The sequence below is a fragment of the Leifsonia sp. fls2-241-R2A-40a genome (assembly GCF_030209575.1).
Lineage (GTDB): Bacteria > Actinomycetota > Actinomycetes > Actinomycetales > Microbacteriaceae > Leifsonia.
Genome location: NZ_JARVRS010000001.1, coordinates 3181786 through 3197656 on the forward strand (window position 1 = coordinate 3181786; position 15871 = coordinate 3197656).

A 15871-nucleotide genomic window follows, 5' to 3' on the forward strand; every position below is an offset into this window, starting at 1 on the left:
GCGACTCTACTCGCGCATCAGAGCGAGGTGCGGTTGCGACCCATCTTCTTGGCGCGGTACATCGCCGCATCCGCCGCGTCGAGCAGCTGCTTCGCCGTCAGCTCCGGCTCGATGACGATGACACCGCAGGACGCGGTCACGGTCATCTCCCCGCGCGCCGTCTGGATGGGTCGCGCGATCTCCTCGATCAGGCGCGACGCGAAGCGCTCCCCGACCTCCTGCCCGACTCCCCCGCTGAGGACGACGAACTCGTCGCCGGCGAGACGGGAGATCACGTCGGTCGCCCGGCTGCCCTCGGTCAAGCGCTCGGCGATCGCGCGCAGCACCGCATCCCCGGTCTCGTGGCCGTGCCGGTCGTTGATCGACTTGAAGCCGTCGAGGTCGAGGAACAGCAGCACGCCGCCCTGCCCCTCCGCGACCGCGGACTCCAGGCGGCGCTCCAACGAGCGCCGGTTATGCAGCCCGGTCAGGTGGTCGATGAGGGCGAGTTGAGCCAGCCGCGCCTCCTGCCGCCGGTCGAGCGCGCGCGCCAGGTCGCGGCCCAGTTCACGCGCCTCCTCGGCGATCGTGCCCCACGGTGCGGACGTCCCCTCGACGCTCTGGCTCCACGAGGAGAACGAGCGCCGGGGCGACAGCGGCGTGTCGCGGTTCGCGAGCGTCTGGTCGCCGAGCCAGCGGATCACCCGGGTGACCTCGTGCCGGAAGAACAGGAGCACTCCGCGCGTGCCGACCGGGACCACCAGGAGACCGGCGAAGCCGGGCACGAGAGTCGCGAGGGCCGGATGCGTCCGCTCAAGTTCGTGCGTCTGGAGTGGCTCGATGCCCACCGCGGAGAGCAGCAGTCTCCGGTCGGTGAGCGGCACCTCGCCGACACTGCGGCTGACCCCGTCGATCACGAGGATGGCGCCGTCCGCCCCGACGAGCCGGCACAGTTCGTCCCCGCCCTCCACGAGCGCGAGCAGCGGATCGTCGGATGCGGGGATCCCGGAGAGCACGGCCGTCCGCTGCTCCCGAATGGTGAGGTCGCGACGGAGCTGCGCGATGGACTCGAGAGCGGCGAGCTGCAGGGTCAGCTGGGTCGCCAACACCTCCAGCGCGCGACGTAGCAGGACGGGCATGCGCCGCTCGGTGCGGTGCGCGCAGGTGATCATCCCGACCAGCCGGTCGTCGTGGATCAGCGAGAAGGAGACGGTCGACGCCTGACCCATGTTGCGCATGAACTGCAGGTGGTGCGGCGAGACGGCGCGCAATTCGGCGCCGCTCAGGTCGAGCGGCGGAACGCCCTCGTCGACGGACACCAACGGGGTCCCCTGATCCTCGGTGCTGACGATCTGCCGCGACAGCTTCGTGAGGTAGAGCGCGCGGGCCTGCTGCGGGATGTCGGACGCCGGGAAGTGCAGCCCCCGGTACGACTCCATGTCCGGCTCCGATGCCTCGCCCGCGACCTCGCCGTGACCGTCTTCGAAGAAGCGGTAGACCATGACGCGGTCGAAGCCGCTGATCCGCTTGACCTCCTCGGCCGCGGCCTGGCGGAGCTCATCCGCTCCGGCCAGCAGGCCGAGCGACCGGATGGCGCCGACCACCGACGCAGTGGGCAGGTCGGGCGTGCCGTTCGCCGGCTCCAGCTCGATGAGCACCTGCTCGCCGACGCGATTGGTGATCGCGTCGTACGGCTCGCCATGCAGGTCGACCCGGATCGGGTCGCCGTGCGTCGCGGCCGCCACGCTCCACTCGAGGGTCGGGCTGCCGAGCTCCGACACCGAACGGCCCAGCCACTGCGCCGCGTTCTCGCTGGCGGTGACGATCTCGTAGGTCGGCACGTTCACCACGAACAGCATCCCGAACGACTGGATACGCCCCGGGGTCCGAATCGGCTCTTTGACACATTCTTCGAGCCGCTGACGCTCCGACGCGTCGGGCACGGCACCACCATCCACCACCACTCGACCCTAGTGCACGGGTCTGACACGGCCGACCGCGAAGTACGTCGCCCCGAACCTCCTGAGGGCATGGGGCGGGCGGCCGAGGGGTGTGCCGCGACCACTGCCGGGAGGATGATGACGGCACGACGAGGAGGGATGCGCATGAACGACGCTACGAACACCGGAAGCGCCCCGGGCGGCGAGGAATACCCCGACGACGCGGGATACCCCGACGGCGAGGGCACGCTCGACGAAGGCACGGGCGCGTTCCGCACCGGTCCGACCGGCGACGAGGCGGCCGACGACGGCGGACGCGACGACACCGGCCAGCAGGGCGAGGAGATCGTCGAGGAAGTGTCGGAGTTCGACGCACCGGACGCCCGGGACGAGTAGCGCCTCCCGGACGAGTCCCCGCGCTCTCAGCGCGGGACCGATGCGATCGCGTCGATCTCCACCAGCGCTCCCGGCCGGGCCGGAGCCACCGTGAGCACCGTCACCGCGGTGCGGTGGTCTCCCCACACCGTCCGGGTCGCACCGTAGGCGTCGGTCGGGTCGATGCCGGGCGCCAGGTGGATGGTCAGCTTGCCGACCCGCTCCGGCCCGCTGCCGGCCTCGGCGAGCACGGCGAGGAGGTTGCGCAGGGCCTGTTCCGTCTGCGCCTGGAGCCCGTCGAGGAGCGCGCCCTCCGCATCCACGCCGTTCTGGCCCCCGACGATCAGGATCGGTCCCTCGGGCAGGATCATCCCCTGCGCGAAGGCCGGGCTGCGAAAGAGCTCCGGCGGGTCGATGGCGACAAGCGACTCGGACATGTGCATCCCTTCATCGGTGACGGCATGAGTCTGACGCCGACCACCGACATCCACTCGGCATCCTCCCCGAAGACGCCGGATAGACTGGAGTCGTGAACCCGCTGGTCTCTCAGCCTGCTGCGCCCTTCGCGGTCGCCGGGCGTCTGGAGGTCGTCGGCGCGCTCAGCGCCGGCGCGAGATAGCGCTGTCCCCTTTCGGTGATTCCCCGCGCCACCGGCGCGAACAGGCCGCTGCGGCATGCCCGCGGACGGCCCTCTCCGACCATCGGCCTGCCCGTGCGCCGGCCGATGACACTTCCCGACAGACAGGCGTTCATCCATGCTTCCCCTGACCGAGCAACAGCTCCGTTCCTCCTTCGTCAACGCGTCCCAGCGCGAGCGCAAGGAACTGACCCTCCCGGACTTGGCGCAGCTGCGCTGGGACGACCTCGACTTCCTCGGCTGGCGCGACCGCAAGCAGCCCGGCCTCGGCTACGTCGTCTCCGTCATCGACGGCGAGCCCGTCGGCGTCCTCCTCAAGCAGGCGGACGGACGGGTGCGGTCGCGCCCCCAATGCTCCTGGTGCGAGGACGTCACCCTCCCGAACGACGTCGTGTTCTTCATCGCGAAACGTGCGGGGAAGGCCGGACGCAACGGCAACACCCTCGGCACGCTCGTCTGCGACGCATTCGAGTGCTCCGCGAACGTGCGACGGCGCCCGGCCACGGCCTACGTCGGGTTCGACGTCGACGCCGCGCGCCTGCACCGGATCGAGGCGCTGCGCGAGCACGTCGACGCCTTCGTCCGCCGGGTGCGGGCCGAGGACTGACCCCACCCCCTCCGGACCGTGACCCCGGCTGGAGGAGGCGGACCGCTCAGGCGGCCTCCTCCAGGAAGGGCTCGTGGCGGTAGCCGTCGTCGTCGAGGATGGCCACGGTGCTCTCCGGGACTTCGATGAACGCGCCAGGCATGTTGTTCAGCGGTTCCGAGACGACCACTTTGGCGTGGTCGCCGAAGAGTTCCAGCCGGGCGGCGTCCGGATACATCTCGCGCAGTTCGGGGATGGTCTCCGAATGGAAGAGCGAGCGGCTGCGATGCTCCGTCGAGTACCGGAACGCCCAGAGGGTGCGTCCATCCGAGACGGCGAAGGTGCCTTGCACCGGGAACCGGATCCCCCGTCGCTGACCGGTCGCCTCGACGAAGCGGAGCGCCTTCCCGAGTCCGGCGATCGGGTCGTCGCGCAGACCCATCGTCAGCGCCACGTAGAAGAGCGTCTCGGAGTCCGTGGTGCCGTGGATGAGCGGGAAGAGCGACTCGTCGACGGCGAGTACGAGGTCGCGCTTCATCACGGAGAAGCCGTCGAAAAAGCCGTTGTGCATGAACAGCCAGTTCTCGTAACGGAACGGGTGGCAGTTGGTCTGCTGGATCGGGGGTCCGGCCGCGGCGCGGACGTGGCCGAAGAACAGCGGACTCGCGATCGCGTTGGTCAGCTCGCGGAGGTTCTCGTCGTGCCAGGCCGGCTCGATGCTGTGGAACAGCGCGGGGATGTTCCCGCGGCTGGGATCCTCGGGATACCAGCCGAACCCGAACCCGTCACCGTTCACGGTCTCCGTGCCGAGGGGTGAGTTGAGCGACTGAGCGACCAGCGAATGCTGCGCATCCAGGATCAGCTCCGCGGGTTTCAGCGGTTCCCCCGAGTACGCGAGCCAACGACACATGACGACCTCCTCGGCGATCGGTGATGAACGGCTGAACAGTAACCCCCGGGGCGGTTGCTCGGGAATACAGCACTCTCCGAGCCAGCGCACGACCACACACGTCGTCCCGGGCGTGTCAAGGTCTGGCCCCGGACTGCTCGTTCGACTTTGCTGGAGTCATGAAGACGCACGTGCGGTTTCTCCGGCAGGGGCTGGAGGTGTCGGAGATCTCGGACCGGGAGTGGCGGGTCAGCGACACCCGGTCCGCGGCCGAGGGCGCGCCGCCGCTGGTCGGCTTCATCCTGCAGCTCGACGGGATGTTCGAGGTGACGCAGATCGGCCGTCCGGGCCGGCGCACCTACTTCCGTTCCTTCGACGCCGCGTTAGGCGAACTGCACTCCTGACCACCCACGCGTGAGCGACCCGAGCGCCCACGCGTGGGTCTGGGGTCCTACGCCAAGGACTCCTGCCCGCGGTCCTTCGTGTCCACGGGGACGACGACCACCGGGATGAGCTGATCGTGCGCGAGGCGCGCGGCGACGGATCCGGCGAGCCGGTCTTCGAGCGCGCTCGCCATGCCCCTCCGGCGCGTGCCCACGACGATCAGGCGCGCATCCACCTCCGACGCCAGCCGTCCGAGAGCTTTCGCCGGGTCGCCCGCGAGCAGCCGCAGCGCCCAGCTGGGTGGCGGTCTGTCGTCGCGCACCTCGTCGAGCGCTTCGCCGATCGCTGTCGAGAGCGCGAGCGCGGCCTCCCCGTCGCCTGCGCCGACGGCAGTGGGATGCAGTGACTCCTCAGCCACCGCATCCGGCTTGTCCCACTCGGCCAGATAGGTGTCCTCGCCCACGTATCCGCAGAGCAGCGGCCGGCCGAGTTCGTCGGCGAGTCGCGCGGCCTCCGCGACCACCGTCGTGGACTGGCCGCGGTGAACGCCGACGACGACCGCTCCCTCCATCGACGGCGCAGCGTCGCCCTGGTCCTGCGCCTCGCGGTGCACGTCGCCCATCGTCGCGACCGCGCGCCTACCCGGCGGCCCCCTGAGGGGTTCCTGCGATGTTCACCAGCCACTGGATGCCGAAGCGGTCGATGGCCATCCCGAAGCTGTCGCCCCAGGGCGCCTTGGCGAGCTGCTCGATCACGGTGCCGCCGTCGACCAGCTTCTCCCAGTAGCCGGTGAGCTCGGCTTCGTCGTCTCCGCTCAGCGAGATGCTGATGTTGTTGCCCTGGTTGAGCTCCATGTGCTCGGGGACGTCGGCCGCCATCAGGGTGAAGCCCGACGGCGAGGTCAGCTGCGAGTGCATGATCAGGTCGTTGTCAGCCGGGTCTTGGGCCATCTGGAACTCGGCGAAGGTACTGCGCTGCACCTCCCCACCGAAGACGGACTGGTAGAAGTCCATGGCTTCGCGCGCGGACGCGCGGAAATTGAGGTACGGGTTCAGTGTGGACGGCATGATGTCCTCCTCGTGAGAGCTTGCGGATGCCGGTTCGCCGCCCAGCGTAGCGAGGCTTCGGAGCGGTCTGCCAGAGCCCGGATGCGCGGAAATGCGGGCACGGCTCAGCGCAGATAGGCGGCGACGAAGAGATCGCCGCGGATCTCCCCCAGCCGCGACAGGATGCGGTCCACCAGCCCGTCGTTGACGGCCCCTGCCGACACGTCGTACGGCCCGATCGGCTGCAGTTTGCCGCACCGCACCCGCACGACCTCCCAGCCCGCCGACCGCAGCAGGCGGTCTTTGCGACGGTCCGACGCCTCCCGCGGCCCGACGTGTTCGAGCCCGTGCCGCCCGGTGGTGTCGTACTCGATGGCGACCTTCAGCTCCCGCAGCAGGATGTCGGGCCAGACCTCCAGGTGGGAGTGGAACGGTTTGGCGACGCGCACCGCGTTCATCCCGAGGTCGAGGTCGAGTCGCTCGGCCAGCCGGCGCTTCAACTCCGGTTCTGCGGCCGACGCGGGCACCGGGGCCCAGCGGCTGACGAACGCATCGCCGACCGCCACCGCGTCCGCGCCGCCGCGCGCGTGGCGGCAGATCGGGCAGCGCTTCCCCCCGAGGATCCGCTCGATGCTGGCCTGGTAGGACGGATGACCGGCGTCGCACTGCCACGAATGCTTCGTCGCCGTGCCGTTGTCGGCCGAGACGGCGACCCGCGACCCGGGCGCGGCCATCGTGACCAGCTGCTCGCGGGTGAGCGACTCCCGATCGAGCCGCCGGCAGAGGTAGCAGCGATCGTCGTGCGGGTCGTTCTCGATCCTCCGCAGATCGCGTGCGTGGCCGCAGCTGTGGACGCCCGCATCCGGTTCCGGCATGCGCACCGGCCTCGGAGCGGCCGCCTCTGCGCACTGCGGACACCATGCGGAGCGGCGCCGGGTCCCGCCGGGCCGCGACCGCTGCTCCTCCGGCGTCGCGACGAACCTATGCCCGGAGTCGCACTCCCAGACGAGGAAGACGTCGGCAGCGGGCGGCACCTGGGTCAGCGTGATCCCGTGGTTGAGGTCCGGATGGTACTGGCGGATGAGCACCGGGTAGCGCTCCCAGTCGGTGCGGTAGCTGCCGATCGGGTAGGGCACGGCGACGCCCTTCGACCATTGGCGGCGCGCCCACCACTGCTCGACGCTCTCCGGCACTGCCCGTCCCTTCCCTCGCCTGCCAGCGTAAGCACGACCACCGTCATCGGGCGTGCGACGCCCGCGTCACAGCAGGAACGGGAGGAGCGCGCGCCGCTCGGGCGGGTAGTCGGGGAACGTCTCGCGGTACCAGCGCTGGTTCGCGAACGCGCGCGGCGCCAGGTTGGCGATCGTGTACAGCGCGAACGCCGTGCCCGCGAGCGACCACGTTGCGACGGCCCATCCCGTCCACTCGATCATCTCGCCGAGGTAGTTGGGACTCGACACGTACCGGAATCCTCCGCCGGCCGGGATGCGGTACCCGTCCCCGGTCCGTCGCAGCCGGCGCAGGGTGCGGTCGGACCGCACGTTCAGCGTCAGTCCGCCGGCGAACAGCGCCGCGCCGATCCAGAACCGGGGATCGGCGAGCCAGGCGACCGGGTAGGTCCCGTACTCCGAGATCCATCGTGCGTTGACCCAGGCGTTCAGCACGTTGAAGAGGATGGCGAGACCCATCACAAGGACCGGCATCCGCGAACCCGACCGCATCAGGAACGGATAGACGAACGCCCGGTACACGTAGTGCACCTGCCAGAGCAGCAGGAACAGCAGCGGGACCGGCTCCCACCGGTGCGACCCGAGCAGGTAGAAGACGACGAAGAGGACGGACGCCGGCGCCTCCATCACGAGCCAGCCGACGCGCGCGGGAACCGTCGGTCCCCACCCGCCACGCCCGTGCCGCCCGCCGTAGGGCGCGACCACGAACTGCAGCGCGACGAAGGTCACCGCCGCGAGGGCGAGCTCGGCGTAGACGAACCAGCGGTACGCTCCCTCGGGCATGCCGACAGGGTACCGAAAACGAGTGGTCCCGACACGCCGTCACGGAGAGCGCCGCGACGGCGTGTCGGGACCAGTGGATGCGCTACTGCAGCGGCGCGTTCGCCGCGGCCAGCAGTCCGTCGATCATCTCGGGGGTGACCTGTCCGCCCGCCATCATGCCGATCCGGCCGATCGGGAACGAGGCCATCATGCGGTCCATCGACACACCCTCCGGCATGATCGCGGACGCCCCTTCGAGCATCTGCGCCATACCGGCGAGGGCCGACTGCACCAGGGGCCCTGCGACGGGATGCGCCATCACCTCGCCGAGGGACGACTCGCGCGTCAGCGGCAACCGCACCTCGTCGCCGGAGACCGCGACCGTCGCCGTCGCGCGGACGTCACGGCTCGAGGCAGCCACCTCGACCACGTACTCGCCGCCCTCGACGATCCAGCGCTCGGCGCGCACATCCCAGTACGCGAGGTCGTCGCGCCGCACCGGGATGACGACCTCACGCGACTCCCCCGCCGCCAGTTCGACCGAGACGAACCCCTTCAACTCGCGCGGCGCGCGCTGCACTCGCGACTCGGGAAGCGACGTGTAGACCTGCACGATCTCGCGTCCGGTCCGCTCGCCGGCGTTGGTGATCGTGACGCGCACGTCGAGATCGCCGCCGGCACCTTCCGACACCGTCGCGTCGCCGTAGCCGAACGTCGTGTACGAGAGGCCGTGGCCGAACGGGTATGCCACCTCCAGCTTGCGCGCGTCGTACCAGCGGTACCCCACGAAGATGCCCTCGCCGTAGCGGACGTGTCCCTCCTCGCCGGGGAAGTTGAGGAAGGCGGGGGTGTCCTCCAGCCGCAGCGGGATGGTCTCGGTCAGCTTGCCGGAGGGGCTCACGTCCCCGAACAGCACGTCGGCGGTGGCCGATCCCCCCGCCTGTCCCAGCAACCACGCCTCGACGATGGCCGGAACACTCGTGGCGAACGGCAGGGCGACCACGCCGCCGTTCGACAGCACGACCACGGTCCGCGGGTTCGCCGCGGCGACGGCCTCGATCACGGCCAGCTGGTCCGCGGGGAGGTCGATGTCGTCGCGGTCGTAGCCTTCCGACTCCAGCCGCGCGGGCAGTCCGGCGAACACCACCGCGACGTCGGCCGCGGCCGCGGCCGCGACGGCCTCCTCGCGCAGGCGCTGCGTCTCCTCCACCGGCGCGTCCGGTGCGAGCGAGAAGCCCGGCGCGTACGCCGCCTGCGGAGCGACAGCGCGGATGGACGTGAGCGCGTCATCCAGTCGCGTCGGGTGGATCATCGACGAGCCGGCGCCCTGATAGCGCGGCTTCTCGGCGAACGCGCCGATGACGGCGATGGACCGGTCGTCGCGGAGCGGGAGAAGCGGAGCGCCCTCCACCTCGTCGTTCTTGAGCAGCACGATCGAGCGGGCCGCAGCCTCCCGCGCCAGCGCGTGGTGCGCCTCCACGTCGAGCGGACCATCGACCCGCGGAGTGGCCGCCCAGCGCACGGCGAGGTCGGCATTGCGCTGAGCGGACGCATCCAGCGCGGCCTCGTCCAGGCTGCCGTCGGCGACCGCTGCGACGATCCGTGCATCCGACTGGCCGCCGTTGCCCGGCATCTCGAGGTCGAGCCCGGCGCTCAGCGCGGCCACCCGATCGCTGACCGCTCCCCAGTCGGACACGACGAGGCCGTCGAAGCCCCACTCGCTGCGCAGCACGTCCGTCAGGAGCCACCGGTTCTCGGAGGCAAAGACGCCGTTGATCCGGTTGTACGAGCACATGACCGTGTGCGGCTGCGCCTCCTCGACGACGCGCTGGAACCCGCGCAGGTAGATCTCGCGCAGCGGGCGCGGGTCCACATCGGACGAGGAGCGCATCCGGTCGTCCTCCTGGTTGTTCGCCGCGAAGTGCTTCAGCGAAGCGCCGACGCCCTGCGACTGGATGCCGCGCACGATCCCGGTGCCGAGCACGCCTGACACGATCGGGTCCTCGCTGAGGTACTCGAAGTTGCGGCCGCACAGCGGGGAGCGCTTGATGTTGATGCCCGGGCCCAGGATCACCGCCACATCCTCGATGGACGACTCCACCCCCAGGGCCGTGCCGACGCGTTCGGCCAGCTCCGGATCCCAGGAGGACCCGAGAGCCACGGCAGGTGGGAAGCAGGTCGCCGGCACACTGTCGCCGATGCCCAGGTGGTCGCCGCCCTCGCGCTGCTTGCGCAGGCCGTGCGGGCCATCGGTCAGCATGACGGACGGGATGTCGCCGACCGCTTTGGTGCGCCAGAAGCTCTCGCCGCTGGTGAGTGCGGCCTTCTGCTCGACGGTGAGAGCGGACAGGTCGGCCGCCGGCCCGGAGGTGGTGGTGTCGGTCATGGGTTTCCTTTCGATGGGAGAGTCGAACGTATGCGGCTCAGCGGGTCGCCTTGATCGGCCAGACGGCTACGGCACCCAGGATGCCGAGCACGATGGCGACAGGGAAGAGCGCGCTGTAGCCGAAGACGAGGATGATCGCGCCGGCGACGCCCGGTGCCAGCGTCTGGGGCAGGGTGGCCGCGATGTTGACGACGCCCAAGTCCTTGGCGAACGATTTCGCCGACGGCAGCACCTCGCTCATCAGCGCGGTGTCGACGGCCTGGAACATCCCGAACCCGAATCCGGCGATGATCGTCATGATGACCCACGCCGTCAGGTCGGGCCACAGCCACGGCAGGAGGAAGGCGAGGCTGACGACGGCCGCGGAGGCGAACACGAACGGCTTGCGGCGACCGATCCGGTCGGAGAGCGGGCCCGCGACGACCGTCGAGATGATGATGCCGACGAGGCTCAGCAGCCCGAGCAGCGGGATCACCTGCTCCGGGTGCGGGACGTGGAAGTAGTTGGAGAGCAGGAACAGCTGGAACCCGGTGACGGAGAAGTACCCGGTGTACAGCAGCAGTCGCCCCGTGAACGCCCAGAAGAAGTCCGGATGCGCCACCGGATTCACCCAGAACGTCTTGAGGAACTCGACGAGGGTGAACGGCTCCCGTGCGAGACGCTCGCTGGAGTAGTCCGGGTTGGCGAGCACGAACAGGCTCAGGATGACGAGCGAGAACACCGCGAAGAAGACGTAGCCGACGGCGATGCTGTTGAAGAAGAGGGCCCCGATGATCGAGCCGCCCAGCGCGCCCACCATCAGCCCGATGCCGGAGAGCGCGGCGAACGTGCCGCGGCGCTTGATCGGTACGCGGTCCGGCATGACGGCGGTCAGCGGGCCCTGGGCGAAGTTGTACGAGACCTGCACCAGCGTCCAGGCGATGATGACGCCGACCAGGCTGTTCGCGAAGGCGAGACCGACCAGCGACAGGCCACCGGCGAGGGCGCCGATGAGGATCCACGGCGCGCGGCGGCCGAACCGCGAACGCGTCCGGTCCGAGATCTGCCCGGCGATCGGCTGCGCCACCATGGCCGCGAACGCCCCGATGGTCGCTACGATCGCCAGGTTGGCGACCTGGTCCTTCTGACCGAAGAGCTGAGTGATCTGCTGCGGAAGCAGGATGCCGGGCAGCGCTCCCCAGATCATGTAGATGCCGAGGTTGGCCGGGATGATCCACACCATCAGGCGGCGGAGGCCCTTGATCGGCGTGGGCGGGTCGTCGTTGCCGGAGGCGGTGCCGACGAAGGTATTCGTGGTGACGGGTGCGACCGGTTCGGCGGCGGGATCGCCGACCGGGGCGGAGGTGTCTGACGTCATTGTCGAAGGGTTCCTCTCACCATCCACCGTGGATGGTGGCAAAACCTTACGTCACTCGGTTTTCAAAAAGCAAGCGTCGCTCGGGTTTATGCTCGGAGCATGGCACGACGAGGCGCGTATGCGAAGGGTGTGGCGAAGCGCGAGGAGATCCTGGAGGCCGCGCTCGAGGTGATCGCGCGCGAAGGCTGGCACGGCGCCTCGGTGAAGGAATTGGCTGAGGCGGTCGGACTCAGCCAGGCCGGGCTGCTGCACTACTTCGACAGCAAGGATGAGCTGTTCACGGCGATCCTGCGCAAGCGTGACGAGGTGGACTCGCGGCGGTTCGGCGAGGTCGACGGTGCACCGTCGCTGCAGCGCATCCGCGAGGGCTTCGTCGGCGTCGTCCGGCACAACGCCGAGGTGCCCGGCCTCGTCCAGCTGTTCTCACGCCTGGCGGTGGAGGCCGGCGACGCGTCGCATCCCGCGCACGACTACTTCGTGGAGCGGAGCGGCACTCTGCGGGAGCTGTTCACTCGCGCGGTGGCCGACGAGCAGGAGGCCGGCCGTATGACGTCCGCCGTCGACGCCGCCACGCTGGCCCGCCTGATCCAAGCGGTCTCGGACGGGATGCAGCTGCAGTGGCTCCAGGACCCGACCGTCGACATGCCGGCGGCAGTGGATGCGCTGTTCGCGCTGCTGGGGGTGTCGCAAACGGTGGGCCCTGCCGGGATCGAACCGACGACATCCACGGTGTAAACGTGGCGCTCTACCAGCTGAGCTAAAGGCCCGGGATGCCGACCAGCCTAGCGGGTGAAGAACGGAGGAGTTTCAGCCCGACTCGCCGGGGCGGGGAGGGAAACGGAGGACGGATCGGCGACCGCTCAGCGGAAAGTCCTCCCTTTTCGCCGACCGCGGTCAGACGTGCGCGGGCAGCCGGTCCAGCGCGGCGCGGTACGCGGCGATCGAGCGGGCCTCGCCGGGGGCGGTGATGAAGGAGGCGCGGATGATGCCGCGCTCGTCGATCAGGAAGGTCGCCCGGTTGGCGATGCCCTTCTCGCCCAGGAACACCCCGTACTCCTTGGCGATCTCACCATGCGGCCAGAAATCGGCCAGCAGGGAGAACGTGTAGCCCTCCTGCTCGGCCCACGCGCGCAGCGTGTACTTGGAGTCGACGGAGATGCCCAGCAGTTCCACGCGGTGGTCCTCGAACAGGCCGATGTTGTCGCGCAGTTCGCACAGCTCGCCCGTGCAGGTGCCGGAGAAGGCGAGAGGGAAGAAGACCAGCGCCACCGCCTTGCGTCCACGGAAGTCGCTCAGCCGCACGGTCTCCCCGTACTGGTTGAGGAGCTCGAAGTCGGGAGCCAGGGTGTCGTTCTCGAGTGCCATCGGTTGTCCTTTCACGCCGGCGCGGCGTGGCTCGCGCGCAGGCACGAGAACCGAGCATAGACCCCGCGTGTGGGAGTGCCAAGCGACGGTCACGAGCACCCGTCGAGTGAGGCTAGGCTGAACGATGGTGCCCACGCTTGTCGAGACCCGACAGCGTTGTGGCCTGTCCACGATCCATCCGACACAAGAAAGAGGTCGAGGGTGACTGTAAACGACCAGGACCCGTACTCGGTGAATAACATCGATTCGGACCCGGAGGAGACCGCCGAATGGCAGGAATCCCTCGACCAACTGGTTGCGGCCCATGGCCATGAGCGTGCTCGCGAGATCATGCTCAGCCTGCTGAAGCGCTCCAAGGATCTGCACGTCGGCGTGCCGATGGTTCCGACGACGGACTACATCAACACCATCTCCCCCGAGAACGAGGCCGAGTTCCCCGGCGACGAGGAGATCGAGCGCCGCTACCGCGCCTGGATCCGGTGGAACGCCGCCGTCATGGTGCACCGCGCCCAGCGCCCCGGCATCGCCGTCGGCGGCCACCTCTCCAGCTACGCCTCCAGCGCGACGCTGTTCGAGGTCGGCTTCAACCACTTCTTCCGCGGCCAGGACCACCCGGGCGGCGGAGACCAGGTCTTCTTCCAGGGCCACGCCTCCCCCGGCGTCTACGCCCGTGCGTTCCTCGAGGGCCGGCTGAGCGCCGACCAGCTCGACGGCTTCCGCCAGGAGAAGTCGCACGCCGGCGGCGGCCTCTCGAGCTACCCGCACCCGCGGCTCATGCCCGAGTTCTGGCAGTTCCCGACCGTGTCGATGGGTCTCGGCCCGATCAATGCGATCTACCAGGCGCAGCTCAACAAGTACCTCACCAACCGCGGTATCAAGGACGCGTCCGACCAGCACGTCTGGGCGTTCCTCGGCGACGGCGAGATGGATGAGGTCGAGTCGCGCGGTCAGCTCCAGGTCGCGGCCAACGAGAAGCTCGACAACCTGACCTTCGTGATCAACGCGAACCTGCAGCGCCTCGACGGCCCGGTCCGCGGCAACGGCAAGATCATCCAGGAGCTGGAGAGCTACTTCCGTGGCGCCGGCTGGAACGTCATCAAGGTCATCTGGGGCCGCGAGTGGGACGACCTGCTCTCCCGCGACTCGGACGGCGCGCTGGTCAACCTCATGAACCAGACGCCGGACGGCGACTACCAGACCTACAAGACCGAGAACGGCGCGTACGTCCGCGAGAACTTCTTCGGACGCGACCCGCGGACGCTGGAGCTCGTCAAGGACTACAGCGACGACCAGGTCTGGAACCTCAAGCGCGGCGGCCACGACTACCGCAAGGTGTACGCGGCCTTCAAGGCGGCCGTGGAGCACACCGGCCAGCCGACCGTCATCATCGCGAAGACCATCAAGGGCTACGGCCTCGGTCCGTCGTTCGAGGGCCGCAACGCGACCCACCAGATGAAGAAGATGACGCTCGACAACCTCAAGGCGTTCCGCGACGCCATGCGCATCCCCGTGTCGGACGCGCAGCTCGAGGAGAACCCGTACCTCCCGCCGTACTTCAACCCGGGCGCCGAGGACGAGACGATCCGCTACCTGCACGAGCGCCGCCGCGACCTGGGCGGCTACGTCCCGGAGCGCCGCGCCAAGTACACGCAGCTGAACCTCCCGGACGACTCGGCGTACGCCATCTCCAAGAAGGGGTCCGGCACGCAGGAGATCGCGACCACCATGGCGTTCGTCCGTCTGCTGAAGGACCTGCTGCGGTCGAAGGACTTCGGTCACCGCATCGTCCCGATCATCCCGGACGAGGCCCGCACCTTCGGCATGGATGCGTTCTTCCCGAACGCGAAGATCTACAACCCGAACGGCCAGCACTACACGTCGGTCGACCGCGAGCTCCTCCTGGCCTACAAGGAGAGCCCGCAGGGCCAGATCATCCACGTCGGCATCAACGAGGCGGGTGCGGTCGCCGCATTCACCAACGTCGGCACGTCGTACTCGACGCAGGGCGAGCCGCTCATCCCGGTCTACGTCTTCTACTCGATGTTCGGGTTCCAGCGCACAGGCGACGCCCTGTGGGCCGCGGGCGACCAGATGGCGCGCGGCTTCCTCATCGGCGCCACCGCCGGCCGCACCACGCTCACCGGCGAGGGCCTGCAGCACGCCGACGGCCACTCCCCGCTGCTCGCCTCCACGAACCCCGCGGTCGTCGCGTACGACCCGGCGTACGGCTACGAGATCGGGCACATCGTGCGCGCCGGCCTCGAGCGGATGTACGGCGGCAACCACCCGGACCCGAACGTCATGTACTACCTCACGGTGTACAACGAGCCGATCGTGCAGCCGGCCGAGCCCGAGGGCGTGGATGTGGACGGCATCGTCCGCGGCATCCACCGCCTCCGCCCCGCCGACAACCAGGGCCCCAAGGCCCAGCTGCTCGCGTCGGGCGTTTCGGTGCCGTGGGCCCTCGAAGCCCAGCAGCTGCTGGCCCAGGACTGGGGCGTGTCCGCCGATGTCTGGAGCGTCACCTCGTGGAGCGAGCTGCGCCGCGACGGCCTGCAGGCGGAGGAGCACAACTTCCTCTACCCGCAGCAGGAGAAGCAGGTGCCCTACGTCACCCGCAAGCTGCAGGAGGCGGAAGGCCCGTTCGTGGCCGTCACCGACTACGAGCACGCCGTCCCGGACCAGATCCGGCAGTTCGTGCCCGGTGAGTACGCCACGCTCGGCGCCGACGGCTTCGGCTTCTCGGACACCCGCCCCGCCGCACGCCGGTTCTTCAAGATCGACGGCCCGTCGATGGTTGTCCGGACGCTCGAAATGCTCGCGGCCCGCGGCCAGGTCGACCCGAACGCCCCCGCGTGGGCGATCGAGAAGTACCTGCTGCACGACGTGAACGCCGGCACCACCGGCTCGGCGGGCGGCGAGGCGTAACGGCCCCC

The 15871-nt window shown here is 69.4% G+C and carries 15 protein-coding genes and 1 tRNA gene; 5 read left to right on the forward strand and 11 right to left on the reverse strand.

Annotated elements, in window-relative coordinates:
* Positions 1-17: 17 nt before the first annotated feature.
* Positions 18-1943 (reverse strand): bifunctional diguanylate cyclase/phosphodiesterase, encoded by a 1926-nt coding sequence (locus QRN40_RS15715; RefSeq protein ID WP_350224763.1) that lies wholly within the window; start codon positions 1941-1943, stop codon positions 18-20.
* A gap of 141 nt (positions 1944-2084) precedes the next feature.
* Here QRN40_RS15715 and QRN40_RS15720 point away from each other — a divergent pair, with 141 nt between their 5' ends.
* Positions 2085-2315 (forward strand): hypothetical protein, encoded by a 231-nt coding sequence (locus QRN40_RS15720; RefSeq protein WP_285116744.1) that lies wholly within the window; start codon positions 2085-2087, stop codon positions 2313-2315.
* Positions 2316-2341: 26 nt separating this feature from the next.
* Here QRN40_RS15720 and QRN40_RS15725 read toward each other — a convergent pair whose 3' ends face one another.
* Entirely contained in the window at positions 2342-2731 is a 390-nt protein-coding gene (locus QRN40_RS15725) for a RidA family protein (protein ID WP_285116745.1), read from the reverse strand.
* Positions 2732-3049: 318 nt separating this feature from the next.
* Here QRN40_RS15725 and QRN40_RS15730 point away from each other — a divergent pair, with 318 nt between their 5' ends.
* On the forward strand, positions 3050-3538 hold the full coding sequence (locus tag QRN40_RS15730; RefSeq protein WP_285116746.1) for an FBP domain-containing protein: 489 nt from the start codon (positions 3050-3052) through the stop codon (positions 3536-3538).
* Between the two features lie 46 nt (positions 3539-3584).
* On the opposite strand, the gene QRN40_RS15735 is transcribed toward QRN40_RS15730, so the two are convergent.
* Complete coding sequence (locus tag QRN40_RS15735) at positions 3585-4427, reverse strand: class II glutamine amidotransferase (protein WP_285116747.1); 843 nt, start codon at positions 4425-4427, stop codon at positions 3585-3587.
* A 158-nt stretch (positions 4428-4585) separates the two neighbouring features.
* Here QRN40_RS15735 and QRN40_RS15740 point away from each other — a divergent pair, with 158 nt between their 5' ends.
* Complete coding sequence (locus tag QRN40_RS15740) at positions 4586-4810, forward strand: hypothetical protein (protein WP_285116748.1); 225 nt, start codon at positions 4586-4588, stop codon at positions 4808-4810.
* Between the two features lie 47 nt (positions 4811-4857).
* Here QRN40_RS15740 and QRN40_RS15745 read toward each other — a convergent pair whose 3' ends face one another.
* From QRN40_RS15745 to QRN40_RS15770, 6 genes are all read right to left on the reverse strand, one after another.
* On the reverse strand, positions 4858-5412 hold the full coding sequence (locus QRN40_RS15745; RefSeq protein ID WP_285116749.1) for a universal stress protein: 555 nt from the start codon (positions 5410-5412) through the stop codon (positions 4858-4860).
* Between the two features lie 16 nt (positions 5413-5428).
* On the reverse strand, positions 5429-5857 hold the full coding sequence (locus tag QRN40_RS15750) for a VOC family protein (RefSeq protein WP_285116750.1): 429 nt from the start codon (positions 5855-5857) through the stop codon (positions 5429-5431).
* A 104-nt stretch (positions 5858-5961) separates the two neighbouring features.
* Positions 5962-7029, reverse strand: coding sequence for a zinc-ribbon domain-containing protein (locus QRN40_RS15755; protein WP_285116751.1), 1068 nt, complete (start codon positions 7027-7029; stop codon positions 5962-5964).
* A gap of 66 nt (positions 7030-7095) precedes the next feature.
* Positions 7096-7848 (reverse strand): methyltransferase, encoded by a 753-nt coding sequence (locus tag QRN40_RS15760; RefSeq protein ID WP_285116752.1) that lies wholly within the window; start codon positions 7846-7848, stop codon positions 7096-7098.
* A gap of 82 nt (positions 7849-7930) precedes the next feature.
* Positions 7931-10213 (reverse strand): glycoside hydrolase family 3 C-terminal domain-containing protein, encoded by a 2283-nt coding sequence (locus QRN40_RS15765; RefSeq protein WP_285116754.1) that lies wholly within the window; start codon positions 10211-10213, stop codon positions 7931-7933.
* 37 nt (positions 10214-10250) lie between these two features.
* Positions 10251-11570, reverse strand: a complete 1320-nt coding sequence (locus QRN40_RS15770) for an MFS transporter (protein ID WP_285116755.1) — start codon at positions 11568-11570, stop codon at positions 10251-10253.
* Positions 11571-11669: 99 nt separating this feature from the next.
* Between QRN40_RS15770 and QRN40_RS15775 the strand changes: the two genes are divergently transcribed.
* Positions 11670-12305, forward strand: a complete 636-nt coding sequence (locus QRN40_RS15775) for a TetR/AcrR family transcriptional regulator (RefSeq protein ID WP_285117513.1) — start codon at positions 11670-11672, stop codon at positions 12303-12305.
* On the opposite strand, the gene QRN40_RS15780 is transcribed toward QRN40_RS15775, so the two are convergent.
* A tRNA-Val gene (locus QRN40_RS15780) sits at positions 12265-12337 on the reverse strand. The two genes, QRN40_RS15775 and QRN40_RS15780, sit on opposite strands and share 41 nt — an antisense overlap.
* A 127-nt stretch (positions 12338-12464) precedes the next feature.
* A complete protein-coding gene (locus QRN40_RS15785; RefSeq protein WP_285116756.1) occupies positions 12465-12935 on the reverse strand; it encodes a peroxiredoxin in 471 nt (156 codons plus the stop codon).
* 201 nt (positions 12936-13136) lie between these two features.
* On the opposite strand from QRN40_RS15785, the gene aceE reads away from it, so the two are divergent.
* Positions 13137-15863, forward strand: coding sequence for a pyruvate dehydrogenase (acetyl-transferring), homodimeric type (gene aceE / locus QRN40_RS15790; protein ID WP_285116758.1), 2727 nt, complete (start codon positions 13137-13139; stop codon positions 15861-15863).
* Positions 15864-15871: the final 8 nt, after the last annotated feature.